The 15,524-nt window shown below is 71.3% G+C and carries 13 protein-coding genes; 7 read left to right on the top strand and 6 right to left on the bottom strand.

What is annotated here, in order from left to right:
- Positions 1-120: 120 nt before the first annotated feature.
- The gene (locus OG254_RS22295; protein ID WP_405584482.1) at positions 121-2,169 is read right to left on the bottom strand and encodes a HelD family protein; all 2,049 of its coding nucleotides are present in this window, start codon (positions 2,167-2,169) and stop codon (positions 121-123) included.
- Between the two features lie 138 nt (positions 2,170-2,307).
- Complete coding sequence (locus OG254_RS22290; RefSeq protein ID WP_405584479.1) at positions 2,308-3,258, bottom strand: AraC family transcriptional regulator; 951 nt, start codon at positions 3,256-3,258, stop codon at positions 2,308-2,310.
- 82 nt (positions 3,259-3,340) lie between these two features.
- Between OG254_RS22290 and OG254_RS22285 the strand changes: the two genes are divergently transcribed.
- From OG254_RS22285 to OG254_RS22270, 4 genes are all read left to right on the top strand, one after another.
- Entirely contained in the window at positions 3,341-4,180 is an 840-nt protein-coding gene (locus tag OG254_RS22285; protein WP_405584477.1) for an NAD(P)H-binding protein, read from the top strand.
- Positions 4,181-4,229: 49 nt separating this feature from the next.
- The gene (locus OG254_RS22280; protein ID WP_405584475.1) at positions 4,230-4,658 is read left to right on the top strand and encodes a pyridoxamine 5'-phosphate oxidase family protein; all 429 of its coding nucleotides are present in this window, start codon (positions 4,230-4,232) and stop codon (positions 4,656-4,658) included.
- 57 nt (positions 4,659-4,715) lie between these two features.
- Positions 4,716-6,059 (top strand): IS630 family transposase, encoded by a 1,344-nt coding sequence (locus OG254_RS22275; protein ID WP_405580318.1) that lies wholly within the window; start codon positions 4,716-4,718, stop codon positions 6,057-6,059.
- 145 nt (positions 6,060-6,204) lie between these two features.
- The gene (locus OG254_RS22270) at positions 6,205-6,384 is read left to right on the top strand and encodes a hypothetical protein (RefSeq protein WP_147999981.1); all 180 of its coding nucleotides are present in this window, start codon (positions 6,205-6,207) and stop codon (positions 6,382-6,384) included.
- A gap of 10 nt (positions 6,385-6,394) precedes the next feature.
- Here OG254_RS22270 and OG254_RS22265 read toward each other — a convergent pair whose 3' ends face one another.
- A complete protein-coding gene (locus tag OG254_RS22265; protein WP_405584472.1) occupies positions 6,395-8,038 on the bottom strand; it encodes a DNA repair helicase XPB in 1,644 nt (547 codons plus the stop codon).
- Between the two features lie 141 nt (positions 8,039-8,179).
- Here OG254_RS22265 and istB point away from each other — a divergent pair, with 141 nt between their 5' ends.
- The gene (istB, locus tag OG254_RS22260; RefSeq protein WP_351199317.1) at positions 8,180-9,397 is read left to right on the top strand and encodes an IS21-like element helper ATPase IstB; all 1,218 of its coding nucleotides are present in this window, start codon (positions 8,180-8,182) and stop codon (positions 9,395-9,397) included.
- Here the strand turns inward: istB and OG254_RS22255 are convergent.
- The 3 genes from OG254_RS22255 to OG254_RS22245 form a co-directional block, all read right to left on the bottom strand.
- Positions 9,375-9,602 carry a hypothetical protein gene (locus OG254_RS22255; RefSeq protein WP_405584468.1) on the bottom strand — a complete coding sequence of 76 codons (228 nt, stop codon included), beginning with the start codon at positions 9,600-9,602 and terminating at the stop codon, positions 9,375-9,377. The genes istB and OG254_RS22255 overlap by 23 nt on opposite strands.
- Before the next feature lie 95 nt (positions 9,603-9,697).
- The gene (locus tag OG254_RS22250) at positions 9,698-9,829 is read right to left on the bottom strand and encodes a hypothetical protein (protein ID WP_405584465.1); all 132 of its coding nucleotides are present in this window, start codon (positions 9,827-9,829) and stop codon (positions 9,698-9,700) included.
- A 185-nt stretch (positions 9,830-10,014) separates the two neighbouring features.
- A complete protein-coding gene (locus OG254_RS22245) occupies positions 10,015-12,543 on the bottom strand; it encodes a helicase-associated domain-containing protein (RefSeq protein ID WP_405584462.1) in 2,529 nt (842 codons plus the stop codon).
- Positions 12,544-12,765: 222 nt separating this feature from the next.
- Between OG254_RS22245 and OG254_RS22240 the strand changes: the two genes are divergently transcribed.
- Together OG254_RS22240 and OG254_RS22235 are read left to right on the top strand one after the other, a co-directional pair.
- Positions 12,766-14,424 (top strand): substrate-binding domain-containing protein, encoded by a 1,659-nt coding sequence (locus tag OG254_RS22240; RefSeq protein ID WP_405584459.1) that lies wholly within the window; start codon positions 12,766-12,768, stop codon positions 14,422-14,424.
- Positions 14,425-14,499: 75 nt separating this feature from the next.
- Entirely contained in the window at positions 14,500-15,486 is a 987-nt protein-coding gene (locus tag OG254_RS22235; RefSeq protein WP_405584456.1) for a hypothetical protein, read from the top strand.
- Positions 15,487-15,524 lie beyond the last annotated feature (38 nt).

The raw sequence follows: 15,524 nt of genomic DNA, 5'->3' as shown, positions 1-15,524 counted from the left end.
CACTGGTGGGCGCCGGCACCTGCACCCCCTCAGGGGCGCGGGGAACTGCGCGACCAGCCACCGACCACCCGCGGCCCGATACAAACCGTCACCACCCTCCCGCCCTCCCCGGAGGGCCCGTCACCCCAACTGCCCCGGCAGCGACCCCCCATGCACCACGATCAACCCCGACACCGCCCTCGTCAGGGCGACATACAACCGCCGCAACCCCGTCCGTTCGTCCGGCTCGCCGTCCACCACCGCCTGGGGCTCGTCCAGGACCACGTAGTCGTACTCCAGACCCTTCGCGAGCGACGCCGGCACCAGGGTCAGGCGGGTCTGCCGGGTCGTCTCCTCGCCGGGGTCCAGATACGTGAGGCCCGCCGCCGAGAGCGCCTCCGCAAGCACCGGAACCCGCGCATCCGCGGCGATCAGCCCGATCGACCCCTCCCACCGCAGCAACTCCCCGCACGCATCGACGACTCCGCCCGCCCCCGACACCGTACGGACCTCGAAGAACCCGGGATTCTCACGGATCGACGCCACCGGAGTCAGCCCGGGCGCGATGTGCGGGAGGAGACGCGAGGCGTAGGCGATGACGTCCGTCGGGACACGGAACCCGGCCGTCAGCTCCTCGATGACGCCCTCCGACTTGCCGAGATGGGCCAGCGCCTCGTCCCAACTCCGCGTCGCCCACGGCGTCGTCCCCTGCGCCAGGTCACCGAGAACCGTCGCCGAACCCGTCGTACAGCGCCGCCCCACCGCCCGGTACTGCATCGGCGACAGATCCTGCGCCTCGTCGATGACGACATGGCCGAGGGAGGGCGTCCGGGAGACGAGGTCGCACACCTCGTCGATCAGCACCGCGTCCGCCGCCGACCACTTCGCCGCCTTCACCGACCGCGCCGGCTTCGCCCACAGGATCGTCTTGCGCTCGTCCTCGTCGAGCACCCCGGCCGCGTGTTCGGCCAGGAAGCCGGCGTCGGCGAGCAGACGCAGCACCAGCTTCGCCGGGTCGACCGGCGGCCAGACCTCCTTGACGGCCGCCTTCACCGCGCTGTTGCGGGCCACCGCGTCCTGCACCCGGTCGTCCGGCGCCTCCCCCGACCGCTCCATCTGCACCAGCACGGCATGCGCGATGCGCTGCGGAAGCGCCTCGCGGGCGGCGCCGTAACGGATGTCACGGGCCAGCAACTCACGGACGATCTCTTCGAGTTCGTACGCCGGGACGCGCCACCGCCGTGATCCGCGCACGACGACCACCTGCTCCGTCGGCATCGTCACGTGCGAGTAGACCGCGCGCCGAAGCACCTCCGCCATCCTCGCGTCGCCCTTGATGACCGCCGCCGCCGCGTCGTCCGTGCCGCGCACCTCCACGTGCGCCACCAGGTCGTCCACCGTCGCCTGGCGGACCGTCAACTCGCCGAGCGCCGGGAGCACTTGCTCGATGTAGTGCAGGAAGGACTTGTTCGGCCCGATGACGAGGGTCCCGGTGCGGGCGAGCCGCTCGCGGTGGGCGTAGAGGAGATAGGCCACCCGGTGCAGCCCGACGGCCGTCTTCCCCGTGCCCGGCCCGCCCTGCACGCACACCGTGCCGCCGAGCCCCGACCGTACGATCTCGTCCTGCTCGGGCTGGATCGTCGCCACGATGTCGCGCATCGGGCCCACGCGCGGACGCTCGATCTCCTGCTGGAGCAGCTTGCTGGTCCGGGCCGCCTCGGCGGGATCGGAGAGGTGCTCGTCCTCGTACGCCGTGAGGTCGCCGCCGGTGTAGCCGAAGCGGCGGCGCAGCGCGACGTCCATCGGGGCGTTCTTGGACGCCCGGTAGAACGGCTGGGACACCGGAGCCCGCCAGTCGATGACCATCGGGTCGCCCTCGGCGTCGTGCACATGCCGGCGCCCGATGTAGAAGCGCTCGCCCTGCGCGCCCTCCGCCGCTTGGGCGCCGGGAGCGTGCAGATAGTCGAGCCGGCCGAAGAACAGCGGGGTGTCGCTGAGGTCGGCCAGTGCCTTGATGCGCTCGTCGATCTGGCGGGCGAGGACTTCGGCGTTGACCCAGTTCGCGGTGACGTCGCTGATGTCGAGGGACTCGACGTCCTCCCGCATGGCGCGCAGAGCGGCGCGGGAGCCGGCGAGGTGGGAGCGCTCTCGGGAGAGCGGGTCCAAGGAGTCGTCGACGGGCGTGGACAAGGGGGTGCCTCCGGAGGACCTACCTGTGGGTGGGTGAGAGAGCCGACCGGTTTCCGTCCGGGCGGCAGCACTCCGTGAACGGAGGCGGGCAAGAGCGGAGATTTTAGGTGAGCGCCGCCGCCGGGCGCCAACGAATATTCATTTGGAGGCAGCGGTGGCGGTGCGCCGGAACTCGCTCGGGTTGACGCCTCGGACCCGTTTGAACGCCGCGCTGAACCCGAACGGGTCGGAGTACCCGACGGTGCGGGCAATGTCCGCGACGGTTGCGGTCTCCTGCTCGACCAGTAGGTCGGCCGCGAGCGTCATGCGCCAGCGGGTGAGGTAGGTCAGCGGCGGTTCGCCGACCTGGTCGGCGAACCGCTTGGCCAGCGTCGAACGCGCCACTCCGGTGTGCTCGGCCAGCGCGGCGACCGTCCATGGTGCCGCCGGTTCGGCGTGCAGCAGGCGCAGCGCGTCGCCGACCACCGGGTCCCGCTGGGCGGCCCACCAGGCCGGGGGCTCGCCGCCGGGCCGGTCGAACCACTCGCGCAGCGTGCAGACCAGCATCCAGTCCAGCAGCCGGTCGAGTACGACCTGCTGGCCCGGCGTGTCGACGGCGGCCTCGGCGGCGAGGTGGTCCAGTACGGCGTCACTCGTGCCCCCGGTGTCCGCGCGCAGCACGACGGGCAGCGCGTCCAGCAGCCGGCGGTTGATCTCGCCGCGCACCGGATAGGCGCCGACGATCAGGGTCGTTGCGGCGCGGCCGTCACCGGCGTCCCCGCCGGGGTCGTGCCAGCCGAGCCGGTGTCGGGTCCCGCCCTGCTCGGGCGTCGCGCAGTGCTCGCCGCACGCGATCGGTTCGGCCCGGGTGCCGACCTCGTCGACGAAGGTGAACGTCGCAGGACCGCGCATGACGATCGTCTCGCGGGCGCGAAGGGGCTCGGGCGGGCCGTGCTCCGGCACGATCCAACCCGCCCCGGTGAGGACCGTGCACAGGGTCAGCGGTGCCCCGTCCACGAAGTGCAGGGCCCAGGGCGGGGAGTGGGTCGAGCTGCCGAACAACGAGCCGTGGGCCCGCACCCCGCGGATCAGGTCACTGAACACGTCCACCTCAGCGAGGGTAGACGAATACACAGGTGATCCGGCTCTTCACCCATGGGATCGTCCAGATCCACCGTGTTCCATGGGCGTCATGACCAACAACGGCATCACTCTCGTCCTCGGCGCATCAGGCAAGACCGGTCGGCGGATCGCCGCCCGGCTCAGGCTGCGCGGCGCACCGGTCCGCGCCGCCTCCCGATCGAGCCCGACCCGGTTCGACTGGTCCGACCCCGGCGGCTGGGACGCGGCCCTGCGGGGCATCGCCGTCGCTTACGTGGTGGCCCCGAGCGTGCCGGGCCCGGTTCACGAGTTCGTGGCCCGGGCCGAGTCCGCCGGGGTGCAGCGGCTGGTCCTGCTCTCCGGGCGCGGCGCCGACACCTGGGGCGACTCCACCTTCGGACTGGACATGCGTTCGGCCGAGGATGCCGTACGCCGCTCGGCACTGGAGTGGACCGTCCTGCGACCGTCGAACTTCGCTCAGAACTTCGACGAGGACCTCTTCCACGCCCCGCTGGTCGCCGGGGAACTGGCGCTCCCGGCCGGCACGGTCCCCGAGCCGTTCATCGACATCGAGGACGTCGCCGACGCCGCGGCCGCGGTGCTGACCGAACCCGGTCGGCACGCCGGACGGGTCTACGAACTGACCGGACCGCGTGCGCTCACCTTCGGTGAGGCCGTCGAGCTCATCTCCCGGTCGTCCGGGCGGCCTCTCACCTACCGGCAGATCTCCCCCGACGAGTACGCAGGGACGCTGGTTGATCAGGGCTTCGGCGAGGACGACGCGCACCACGTCGCCGAGATGTTCGTGATGATGGAACGTGGCCTGATCGCGGCGACGACGGATGACCTCGCCTCTGTGCTGGGGCGGGCGCCTCGGACCTTCGAGGAGTACGTCGTGCGGGCCGCGGCGGCGGGAGCCTGGCGGCGCTGAACGTCCCACAGCCCCGACCGGTTTCCCCCCAGCTATCGGAAGGACCGTCATGAGCACCGACGCCAGTTCGCTGGCCGCCCAGGACCTGGAGCTTCTCCGACGCCCCCTGCACGGGTTCCTGTCCGTGGCCGGGGGGCCACTCCCGCCACAGCCTCGGCCGGTGTGGTTCGAGGTCACCGCCGAGGACACGATCCAGCTGTTCACGGGTCCGGACACGCTCAAGGTGCGGCGCCTACGCCGCGACCCCCGCGCCTCCATCGTCGTCGCCGCCCCGGTGGGTGAGCGCGAGCACTGGGTGTCGATCGCCGGCCGTGCCACGGTGGAGCCCGACGGAGCACACGACCTGGCCTCCCGACTGGCCGCTCGCTACTGGAACCTCGACGACCCGGTTCGCGCCGACGACCTCGCCGGGATCCTGGCCGCGGACTGGGTTCGTCTCGTCATCCACCCGGAGACCGTAAGCCGCTACACGTACTGACCGTCCCCCTAGTGTGATGCGCCAGAAATCCTGAGGTTAAGTCGCTAGCCTGATTTCATGTCGCCGGGTCCTCCAGCTGTTGAAGTCACTCTGTCCGCTCAGGAGCGGGCGGAGTTGTCCCGTTGGGTAAGTGGGGTGGTGGCGCCGCGTTTTGTGGAGCGGGCGCGCATTGTGCTGGCGTGCGCGGACGGTGCGCCGAATGCTCGTGTGGCGGCAGAGGTCGGCGTGACGGTGGCGACGGTGAGGAAGTGGCGCGGGAAGTTCGCCGCTGAGCGGCTGGCCGGGCTTGAGGATGCCGCTCGTATCGGTCGGCCGAAGGCTGACCTGGTCCTGAGTAGGGCTGAGCGGGATCAGCTCACCCGGTGGGCGAGGCGGGCGAAGACCGCCCAGTATCTGGCGTTGCGCGCAAAGATCGTGCTGCGCTGCGCGGAGGGCGGGACCAACAGGCAGGCCGCGATCGACCTCGGTGTTGACGAGTCGACGGTGGAACGCTGGCGGGCCAGGTTCGTCGCGAAACGCCTCGACGGCTTGTCCGACGAACCCCGGGTGGGAAGGCCGCCCTCGATCCTGCTCGAACAGGTCGAGGACGTCATCGTGGCGACATTGGAGTCCAGTCCGGGCAAGGACACGCACTGGTCGCGGGCCTCGATGGCCGAGCGGACCGGCCTGTCGAAATCGACGATCGGGCGGATCTGGAAGCGGTTTGACCTCAAGCCACACCTTCAGGATTCCTTCAAGCTCTCCACCGATCCGCAGTTCGTCGCCAAGGTCGTCGATGTCGTCGGCCTGTATCACCACCCGCCTGAGAAGGCGGTGGTGTTGTGCGTGGACGAGAAGTCCCAGATTCAGGCTCTGGACCGGTCACAGCTGGTGCTGCCCATAATGCCCGGCATGCCCGAGCGGCGTACCCACGACTACTACCGGCACGGCATCACCAGCCTGTTCGCGGCCTTCAACATCGCCGACGGCACGGTCATATCGGCACTGCACCGCCGCCACCGGGCCATCGAGTTCAAGAAGTTCCTGGTCACGATCGACAAAGCGGTGCCGGCCGAACTCGACGTCCATCTGGTCTGTGACAACTACGCCACCCACAACACCGCCGAGATCAAGACGTGGCTGGGCAAGCACCCCCGCTTCCACGTCCACTTCACCCCGACCGGCTCCTCCTGGATGAACCAAGTCGAGCGGTGGTTCGGCCTGTTGACCGACAAGCTCATCCGACGGGGCGTCCACACATCGGTCAAGGCCCTGGAGGACGACATCACCGCGTGGATCGACACCTGGAACGAGAACCCACGGCCCTTCACCTGGACCAAGACCGCCGACGAAATCCTCCACTCCCTCGCCGACTACCTCACCAAGGTCGGAACCGGCAGCCAGAAAACAGAGCATAACTAACCCTCAGGATTTCTGGCGCATCACACTAGGGGACGCGCCCTCCTCCCTAGGGGGACGGGGTCCGTCCGGAGATGTACGGAGGCGGTGCCCGGCCCGGCACTCCAGGCCGATGCGGTCTTTATGTCCGCGAATCCATCATGGAGACATGAGCGCAGCAACCATTCACTCAGCTCCAGTGGGCCCCCGTGGAGCGACCGCACTCCAGGGGAGCCACCGTCATCGACTCGGCGAAGCCCTGCGCGCGGTCAGGGTGTTCGCTGGTGCGGCCTTCGATGTGATCGTCCTCGGTGAGTACGGAGAGGAAGCGGGCGTTCGCCGCAAGTGACCGCTTGCGGCTACCCCTCGGCGAGGATCTCGTCGGCGTCCACGATCCGGTACGCGTAGCCCTGTTCCGCCAGGAAGCGCTGGCGGTGGGCGGCGAAGTCCTGGTCGATCGTGTCGCGGGCGACGACCGAGTAGAAGTGGGCCTTGTGGCCGTCGGCCTTGGGCCGCAGCACCCGCCCGAGCCGCTGTGCCTCCTCCTGGCGTGAGCCGAAGGTGCCCGAGACCTGGACGGCGACCGTGGCCTCCGGCAGGTCGATGGAGAAGTTCGCGACCTTGGACACGACGAGGACGCTGATCTCGCCCTCCCGGAAGGCGTCGAAGAGCTTCTCGCGCTGGGCGTTGGAGGTCTCGCCCTTGATCACGGGGGCGTTCAGATGCTCGCCCAGTTCGTCGAGCTGGTCGATGTACTGGCCGATGACCAGGATCTGCTGCCCGGCGAACTTGCGGACGATGGCCTCCGTGACCTTCCGCTTCGTGTCGGTCGTCGCGCAGAAGCGGTACTTCTCCTCCTGCTCGGCGGTGGCGTACGCGAGCCGCTCGGCGTCGGTGAGATTGACGCGGACCTCGACGCAGTCGGCGGGCGCGATGTACCCCTGCGCCTCGATCTCCTTCCACGGCGCGTCGAACCGCTTCGGACCGATCAGCGAGAACACGTCCGACTCGCGCCCGTCCTCCCGGACGAGCGTCGCGGTCAGGCCCAGGCGGCGGCGGGCCTGCAGGTCGGCGGTGAACTTGAAGACCGGCGCCGGCAGCAGGTGCACCTCGTCGTAGACGATCAGGCCCCAGTCGCGGGAGTCGAAGAGCTCCAGGTGCTGGTAGACACCCTTCCGCTTCGTCGTCAGCACCTGGTACGTGGCGATGGTGACGGGGCGGATCTCCTTGCGCGTCCCGCTGTACTCGCCGATCTCGTCCTCGGTGAGCGACGTCCGCTTCACCAGCTCGTGCTTCCACTGGCGGGCCGAGACGGTGTTCGTGACGAGGATGAGGGTGGTCGACTTCGCCTGGGCCATGGACCCGGCGCCGACCAGCGTCTTGCCGGCACCGCAGGGCAGCACGACGACTCCGCTGCCGCCGTGCCAGAAGTTCTCCACGGCCTGCTTCTGGTACGGCCGAAGCGCCCAGGTGTCCTCGTTCAGCTCGATCGGGTGCGCCTCGCCGTCGACGTACCCGGCGAGGTCCTCGGCCGGCCAGCCCAGCTTCAGCAGCGTCTGCTTGATCTGCCCGCGTTCGGAGGGGTGCACGGCGACGGTGTCCGGGTCGATGCGGTTGCCGACCAGCGGTGCGATCCGCTTCGAGCGCAGCACCTCCTCCAGCACCGGCCGGTCGGTGGTGGTGAGGACGAGCCCGTGCGCGGGGTCCTTGGAGAGCGTGAGGCGGCCGTACCGGTCCATCGTGTCGGCGATGTCGACCAGCAGGGCGTGCGGCACGGGGTAGCGGCTGTACGTCACCAGGGCGTCCACGACCTGCTCGGCGTCGTGCCCGGCCGCGCGCGCGTTCCACAGCCCGAGCGGCGTCACCCGGTAGGTGTGGATGTGCTCGGGCGCCCGCTCCAGCTCGGCGAACGCCGCGATCGCCCGACGGCACTCATCGGCCCGCTCATGGTCCACTTCCAGGAGCAGGGTCTTGTCCGACTGGACGATCAGTGGTCCGTTCACGTGCGTACGTCCTTCCGCTTGACCACCCGGCCAAACGTCCAGTGTGCCTGATCGATTCCTGATCGATTCCGGAGTCCTACAGGATGTCTTTTCATTCCTGTGAGTGGCGTGGTTTCACCTGTACGGCGGCGGCTGCGAAGAATGCCCAGCGTGCAGGCCATCGATCGTGATCCGTCCCCGCCGACCACCACCCTCGGGTACGCGTTGTTCGCCACCCGCTGGTTGCAGGCGCCGCTCTACTTCGGCCTCGTGGCCGCCCAGGGGGTGTACGTCTACAAGTTCTTCAACGAGCTCTGGGCTTTAATTCTCCGCTGTGTGACCGGGCAGGCCACCGAGACCTACGTCATGCTCGCCGTGCTCAAACTCGTCGACGTCGTCATGATCGCGAACCTGCTGATCATGGTGATCGTCGGCGGCTACGAGACCTTCGTCTCCCGCATCGGTCTCCAGGGCCACCGTGACCAGCCCGAATGGCTCTCGCACGTGAACTCCAACGTGCTGAAGGTCAAGCTCGCCACCGCCATCGTGGGCATCTCGTCCGTGCATCTGCTGCAGATGTTCGTGGACGTCCACCGCACCTCGCACCACTCGCTGCTGTGGGGCACGGTGATCCACATGGCGTTCATCGCCTCGGCGGCGATCCTGGCGTACATGTCGGGCCCGATGGCCGCGCAGGCCGAGCTGGCCCATCAGAAGGCGCACCCCGAGCGCGCCCCCGCCGAGCCCGCCGCGAAGGTCTTCGTCCCGGCGCAGGCCGCCTCGCGCGAGGACGAGCCCAGCGCCGAGGAGCGGCTGCGTGCCGCCGGTTTCCCCGCCCGCAAGCTGCTGGAGGACTTCGACTCCGAGCACCCCAGCTCCTTCGACCGGGAGACCGTGGCCCGGCTCGGCAAGCTGGACTTCGTCACCGCCGGACGGAACGTGGTCTTCGTCGGGCCGCCCGGCACCGGCAAGACGCATCTCGCCGTCGGGCTGGGGGTGCGGGCCTGTCAGGCCGGGCACTCGGTGCTGTTCGCGAGCGCCGCCCAGTGGGCCGCCCGGCTGGCGGGAGCCCGGGACGCCGGGCGGCTCGCGCAGGAGCTGGCCGCGCTCGACGCACACGCCCTGCTGATCATCGACGAGGTCGGCTACACGCCCTTCGAACCGGAGGCCGCCGCGCTCTTCTACCAACTGGTCGCGCACCGCTACGAGCGGGCCTCGCTGATCGTGACCAGCGACCGTCCGCTCGGCCGCTGGGACGAGATCTTCGGCGGCCCCTCGGCCCTGGCGATGGCGGACCGGCTGGCCCACCACGCCGAGCTCGTGCGGATCGAGGGCGAGAGCTACCGGATGCGGCGGGCTACTTCAGCGTGGGCAGATTGAGGTTGTTGACCAGCGGCTGGGCGAACAGGTGCCCGTCGATGTTGACGATGGGCTCGCCTGCGGACCCGGCCGCCGGGAGCGGCAGCGGCAGGGCGGAGGGGGCCGCCGAGGCGGCCGGCGCCAGGGCGGTGCCCAGGACGGCGGCGGAGGCGAGTGCGGCGGCGCGGACGGCGATTCGGGTGCGGGCGGAAGTCTTGGCAGGCATCGGGACTCAGGGCCTTTCACGGACGGGAGCGGGGGCCGGGAGGGCGGGCCGGCCCTGGTCGACGGACCGGCCCGATCGGTTGCGCTGCGGTCGCGTCAGACCTGCGGCGTCTCGATGACCAGCCCGGCGATGTCGACGCCGATCGCTGCGGCCTGGGTGGTGAGGGCACCACCGAGCATCAGGGCCGCGGCGGCCAGGACGGTGGCAAGGCGACGAGCAGTACGCATGGGACAACTACCTCTCTGTTGCGCTCACTTGAGCGGGTGAGCGTGATCAGGACATGGGGTGGCTGCCCGGGGCCCCGCGGCGGAATGCGGAAAGATCCGGAAGGTCCCTCAAGAGTTGGAAAAGCCCGGCGTGGCGTGCATGGACCGCCGCGTACGCCCGGACGAGTGAGCCGCCGGGTCCGGTCTCAGAGCTGGTCGTCCGCGAGCTCGGCCACGCCGGTGATCCGGTGCAGCGGATACGTCCGCACCTCGTCGGCGGTGTGGTCGTACGCCGTCACGAACCCGCCCTCGACCCGCACCGGCGCGATCACCCGCTGACTCGCGGCGCCCTCGGCGTTGACGTACCCGATCCACAGCGCCCCGCCGGTCAGGACGGCGGCCTGCATGGTGGCGAGGGTCTCGGCGGAGGTCGTGCGGGGCAGGTCGCCGCCGGTCACGGGGGCCGTGTCCGCGCTCGGCTTGCGCGGGGTCGTGGAGGCGAGGTCGCCCGCCCGGATGGCGCGGATCGCGGCGGCCAGCAGCGTGGCGTCCGGCGTCGGCGGGCCGTCCGGGACCGGTTCGGGGGCCGTGCGCGGCGGGGTGCGGTGGGCGTCGGCGCGGGTGATCAGGACGTCGCCCTGCGCCGACTCGGCGGCCGGCGCGAAGCCCATCGCGCGCAGGCCCTCCAGCAGCGCGGCCGGGTCCGCCTGCGCGGCCAGCACGGTCGGCGCCAGGCGGCGCAGCCGCAGACCGGCGGCCCGCTTGTCGGCGAGGATCTCGTTCAGCACCGCGTCGTCGTCACAGCGGACGTACGCCGACGCCGCGCCCACCCGCAGATGGCCGTGCCTGCGGGCCACGTCGTCGATCAGATACGCCAGCGGCTGCGGCACCGGCGTACGCGAGTGCTCGGCGAGGAAGGCGTGCAGGTCGGAGGCGCTGCGCCCGGCGTCAAGGGCGCGGCGCACCGAGCCGGGCGTGAACCGGTACACCGTCGCCCCGCCCTTCGACTCGACGTCCGCGAGCACGTCCAGCGTGTCGGCGAGCGGCCGCTGCAGCGGCCCCGGCGCCACGGCCGTGAGGTCGGCCTGGAGCAGCACATGGTCGAGCGGCTCGGGCAGCAGCGGGGCGAGGAGCCGGGCGGCGGCCGCGGAGGCGACGGCCTGCTCGGCGGCGGAGAGGGGCTCGGGGTGCGGGGTGTGACGGTGATGCACGGGGAGCTTGTCGCCGGGGCCGACCGGCTCCTCGGGGACGGGCCTCGGCCGCGGGGCGCCCAGCAGGGCCCGCCCGTGCGCCGACAGCGCGCCCCGCCCCGTCACCCCCAGCATCTCCGCCTCGTTCAGCGTCCACCGGGCGAGGCGGCTGCGCAGGTCGTCGTCGCGCTGGGGCCCCCGCAGCGGGCGCTCCCAGCGCAGCCGTGCCAGGACCGACTCGGCCGACGGAGACGCGCCCTCCGGCAGCCCGGCGAGCAGGGTCAGTACCCGGTGCCGTACCTCGGGCGCGGCGGAGCGGTCCAGGCCGGGGCCCAGCGCCGACAGGGTTCGGTCCTTCGTGTCCCGTCCGCCGACCACGCCCGCCGTCCGCGTCGCCGTCAGCCACGCCTGGGCCAGCCGGGCCCAGCGCTCGGCGACGGGCTGCTCCAGCCACTCGTCGTGGGCGGGCGTCGCCGCGAACCGCTCTTCGGCCTCGCCGTCGGTGGCAAGCAGGCCCGCGGCGTAGGCGAGTTCGACCCAGAAGACGGCCACCGGCTCGGGCACGTCGAGGGCGACGGCGGTGCGCTTGAGGTCGCGCACGCTCAGACCGCCCGCACGCAGCACCGACGGACCGCCCTCGTCCCAGTCCTTCAGCAGCTCCTCGACGGTCGCCAGCGCCGTGTACGCCTGCCCGGCCGCCGTCGTGTCCACAATCTGTGGACGGTGCGTCGCGGCCGGTTCGACGGGCGGCGCCAGCGGCTCGGTGGCGCGGTGCGCGCGGCCGGCCCGCAGATGCAGGGCCACCTCGCGGGGCAGTACGACCGTGCCGGGCGCCGTCGGCAGCAGCAGGCCGCGGTCCAGGAGCCAGCGCAGGCGGGCCGCGGGGTCGGCGGTGACCTGGCCGTACGGCGGCCCCCACACCAGGCGCGCCAGGACCTCCAGGGACTCCTCCGGCGCGTCGGCGAGCAGGGCCGTCATCCGCGCGCGGTCGGTGAACAGCGCGGTGAGCGCCGACACGGCGGACACCGCGTCGTGGGTCGAGGGCAGCCCGGCCGCCGTGACGATCTCCTGGATACGGCCCGGAGACATCCCGGCCGTCGCCTCCTGCACCGTCGGCCCCAGCCCCGTCGGCGACGGGTGCTGCTGCGAGGGAGCGAGGAGCTCGCGCGCCGTGCGCACGAGGCGCAGCCGGTCGTCGGCGCCCCATACCAGGGCCTGCTCGCGCAGGGTGCCCAGAGCGTGCGGCAGCGCGCCGGTCACCGCCGGGTCGCCCTCGTCGCCGGCCATCAGGGCGAGCAGCTCGCCGTACGTCGCCGGATCCGCCGCCACGGCCAGCGCCTCCGCCGTCTGCAGCGCGAAGCGGTCCAGACGCTCCAGGGCGCGCACGACGGAGGCCCGCGTACCGGCGCGGGTCGCCAGCTGCGTGAGGTCGGTCGGGACGGGGGTGATGAGATCGGGCCGGCTGCGCAGGAGCACGGTCAGCGCGGCGTCGTCCCGCACGCGAAGGTCCTCCGCGAGGGAACGGGGTGTGGCCGGGTCGCTCATCCTGCTCACGTTAGCGGGTTGCCTGCGGCCGTTGGGCCGACGAGCCCAGGCCCCCGGCCCGCCCGATCCGGTCCGCACGGGCAAACGGAACGTGTCGCAGATGGCCCCGGGATGAACATCGTCCGGAGGATTCCGGTGTCCCTGGCAACACCTTGTACCCACTGGTCACTCTGGGCTCTCGGTCAACTACTTCACAGCTCAAGGGAATTGGGGGTCCCAGCGGTGAGTGATCAGGTCGAGCAGTGGATCGCGATCCTGAGTCTCGCGTTTCCCGTCGCGGCGTTCCTCTGGGAGTTCGCCGTCATCGGCCGCAAGCGGCTCGGCCACCGGGTGCAGATGGACACCCTGGCCGCGGACGCGGCCGGCAAGCCGTACGCAGGCGTACTGAATGACATGCAGCACGACGGCCACCAGCTCAAGGACCCCTCGTTCGTCCTGCTGCGCATCGAGAACGCCGGATCGGCCAAGATCGTGTCCGAGGACTATCTGGCCGATCCCACCGATCCCTACGGCATCAAGGTCACCTTCCGGGCCCGCCAGGTCGCGGCGGTGGTGCTCACCGATCCGAGCCAGGGCGTGCTGCGCGACTTCTTCTTCAGGAGCGAGCGCTATCTGGCGGACGACGGCACCGAACGCACCCGCACCGTCGCCAAGGACGGCTTCAGCCGCGACAACATCCCGGAAGAGCGCACGGGCATCATCCGGCTGCCGAAGGTGACGCTGCTGCGCGGAGCCGAGTACAAGGTGCTCGTCGTGCTGGAGCGCTGGCCCGAGGACACCACCAAGGACCCCTTCCCCGATCCGGTCGTCGAGGGCGCCGAGGGACCGAGCCGCTGGTACGACCCGCTGGTGCGGCTCCTGCGGCTGAAGGCGACCAGGACCGAGAGCCATGTCTTCGCCTCCCGGCCCGCCTGGTGGGTCATCTGGACCCTGATCGCCGCCGTCGCCGTCCAGGCCGGCTTCACGCTGCTCGTCAGCGACGAGCGCCGGCCCCCGATGGACTGCGTCGGCGGGACCCTGCACCTCAGCGGCTCCACGGCGTTCGGACCGGCGGTGCGCGCCGCCGCCGAGGACTACCTCAAGCGGTGCGAGGGCGCGGACGATCTGTCCATTCCGCTCGACGACAACCCCTTCAAGGGCAGCACCGACGGTGTCACCGATCTGGACCAGGCCGGCAGGGACGCCGCGACCTCGGTCGGCGACGGCCTGGGCGACCACATCACCTTCACCGACGGCGTCGCTTCCGACGGCCACCCCCGGCTGGTCCCCAAGCCCGTCGCCTTCTCCGTGTTCACCCTCGTCGTCAACAAGGACGCGGGCGTGGAGAACCTGAGCCTGGCGCAGATCCGCGACGTCTTCGCCGGCCGGGTGAAGAACTGGACCGAGCTCGGCGGCAACGACGTCCCCGTCCACCTGATCAACCGCGACCCCGGCTCGGGCACCCGCAGAACCCTCGTCGCCAAGGTCCTGGCCGACCGGGAACCGCCCCAGTTCACCGTGACCGACTGCGCGGCCCTCAAGGCGAAGCAGTACGGCCGCTGCCAGGTCACCAGCACGGACACCATGCTGAACACGACCGCCGGGACTCCCGGCGCCATCGGCTACAGCGAGGCCGCCGGAGTCGACGACCACCAGGCCGCCGACCGGCTCGTCAAGCTGAGGATCGACGGCCGGCAACCCACCGCCGAGGGCGTCGAGGACACCAACTACCCGTACTGGCAGACCGAGTACGCCTACACCTACGGCGAGGCCCCGGCCGACTCCGTCGCCGCGGCCTTCCTGAACTTCCTCACCCAGCAGAGCGGCCGCGACATCCTGCACGAGCACGGCCACGGCCTGTGCTCCGAAGCGCAGAACTCGGGGGAGTGCCGCCCGATCTGACCCGACTCGCCCACCCTGCCCTGCGCTAACGTCCTCCCACGGGATATCCAACGCACCCACCCCGGAGGGGACTTCGTGGGGATCGAGAGCGACCAGGTCGTCTACGAGTATCTGAGCCGCGTCGGCGACGTGGCCCACCAACGGCTGCTGCCGTCGGCCACCCGTATGCGCCTGGTGAACGAGCTGCGCGGCGAGATCGACCGGCGGCGCGCCAAGGCCCCGGTCGACAGCCCCGCCACGGTCCGCCGCATCATCGCCCGCCTCGGCACCCCGGACGAGGTCGTCGCGGCCGCTGGGGGAGGCAGCGCCCCGGCCGCCCCGCAGGCGCCGGTCACCTCCGTGCCCGCACAGCCGGCGGGCCGGGACGCCGAGGCCGGCGAGAAGCGCCCCAAGGGCCTGCGCCGGATCGTGCCGCGCCCGCGCCCGGCCGAGCCCGCTCCGCGCGACGACGCACCCCCGCCGCCCCACCTCGCCACTACCGCGGACCTCGGCGACAGCGCGACCCGGCCCGACTGGTGGCGGGTGGACAGCAGCTCCTTCGGCCCCGGCGAGGACGTCCCCGGCTTCGTCGGCGGCATCGAGATCCCGGAGATGCTCAGGCGCCCGCCGACGAAGGAGGAGACCCCGCTCCGCAAGAAGGAGCCCGAGCCGGAACCGGACGACGAGGCCACCGAGGACGAGGAGCCGGAAGCCCCCCGACGCCGCCGTCTGACCCTCCCCTCCGGCCGCTGGAGCAACCCCTTCCTCCTGCTGGCCGCCGCCCTCCTGGTCGCCGGCGCGATCCTCGGCAACCTCCTGCCCCTCCTCCTCGGCTGGCTCATCGCCTGGGGCTCGCGCCGCCTGACCGACGCCGAAACCAAGTGGGCGGTCGTGATCCTCCCCGCCCTCTCCCTCACGGCCGGAGTCACCTGGCTCTGGGGCCGGACCAACGGCCGCTGGGGAGCCCCCATCGCCGAGGGCCAGACGAACGCCGCAATCTCCGAGACCTGGCCGTGGGCACTGCGCGGCGCGGCACTGGCATCGGCGTTGTTCATCGTGTGGCGGTCACAAAGGCAGCGGTAACTCCCTGACCGGGGCGAGGTGGCCCACCCAGGGGCGCG

Source organism: Streptomyces sp. NBC_01092 (assembly GCF_045039535.1).
Taxonomy (GTDB): Bacteria; Actinomycetota; Actinomycetes; order Streptomycetales; family Streptomycetaceae; genus Streptomyces.
Note: the sequence above shows the minus strand (reverse complement) of the source record. Positions and strands in the feature narration are given on the sequence as shown.

Excerpts from the sequence above, each read along its gene's own strand:
- OG254_RS22285 (WP_405584477.1), top strand. The coding sequence starts at position 3,341 with ATGACCAACAACGGCATCACTCTCGTCCTCGGCGCATCAGGCAAGACC.
- OG254_RS22280 (WP_405584475.1), top strand. The coding sequence starts at position 4,230 with ATGAGCACCGACGCCAGTTCGCTGGCCGCCCAGGACCTGGAGCTTCTC.
- OG254_RS22275 (WP_405580318.1), top strand. The coding sequence starts at position 4,716 with ATGTCGCCGGGTCCTCCAGCTGTTGAAGTCACTCTGTCCGCTCAGGAG.
- OG254_RS22270 (WP_147999981.1), top strand. The coding sequence starts at position 6,205 with ATGAGCGCAGCAACCATTCACTCAGCTCCAGTGGGCCCCCGTGGAGCG.
- istB (WP_351199317.1), top strand. The coding sequence starts at position 8,180 with ATGCCCAGCGTGCAGGCCATCGATCGTGATCCGTCCCCGCCGACCACC.
- OG254_RS22255 (WP_405584468.1), bottom strand. The coding sequence starts at position 9,602 with ATGCCTGCCAAGACTTCCGCCCGCACCCGAATCGCCGTCCGCGCCGCC.
- OG254_RS22250 (WP_405584465.1), bottom strand. The coding sequence starts at position 9,829 with ATGCGTACTGCTCGTCGCCTTGCCACCGTCCTGGCCGCCGCGGCCCTG.
- OG254_RS22245 (WP_405584462.1), bottom strand. The coding sequence starts at position 12,543 with ATGAGCGACCCGGCCACACCCCGTTCCCTCGCGGAGGACCTTCGCGTG.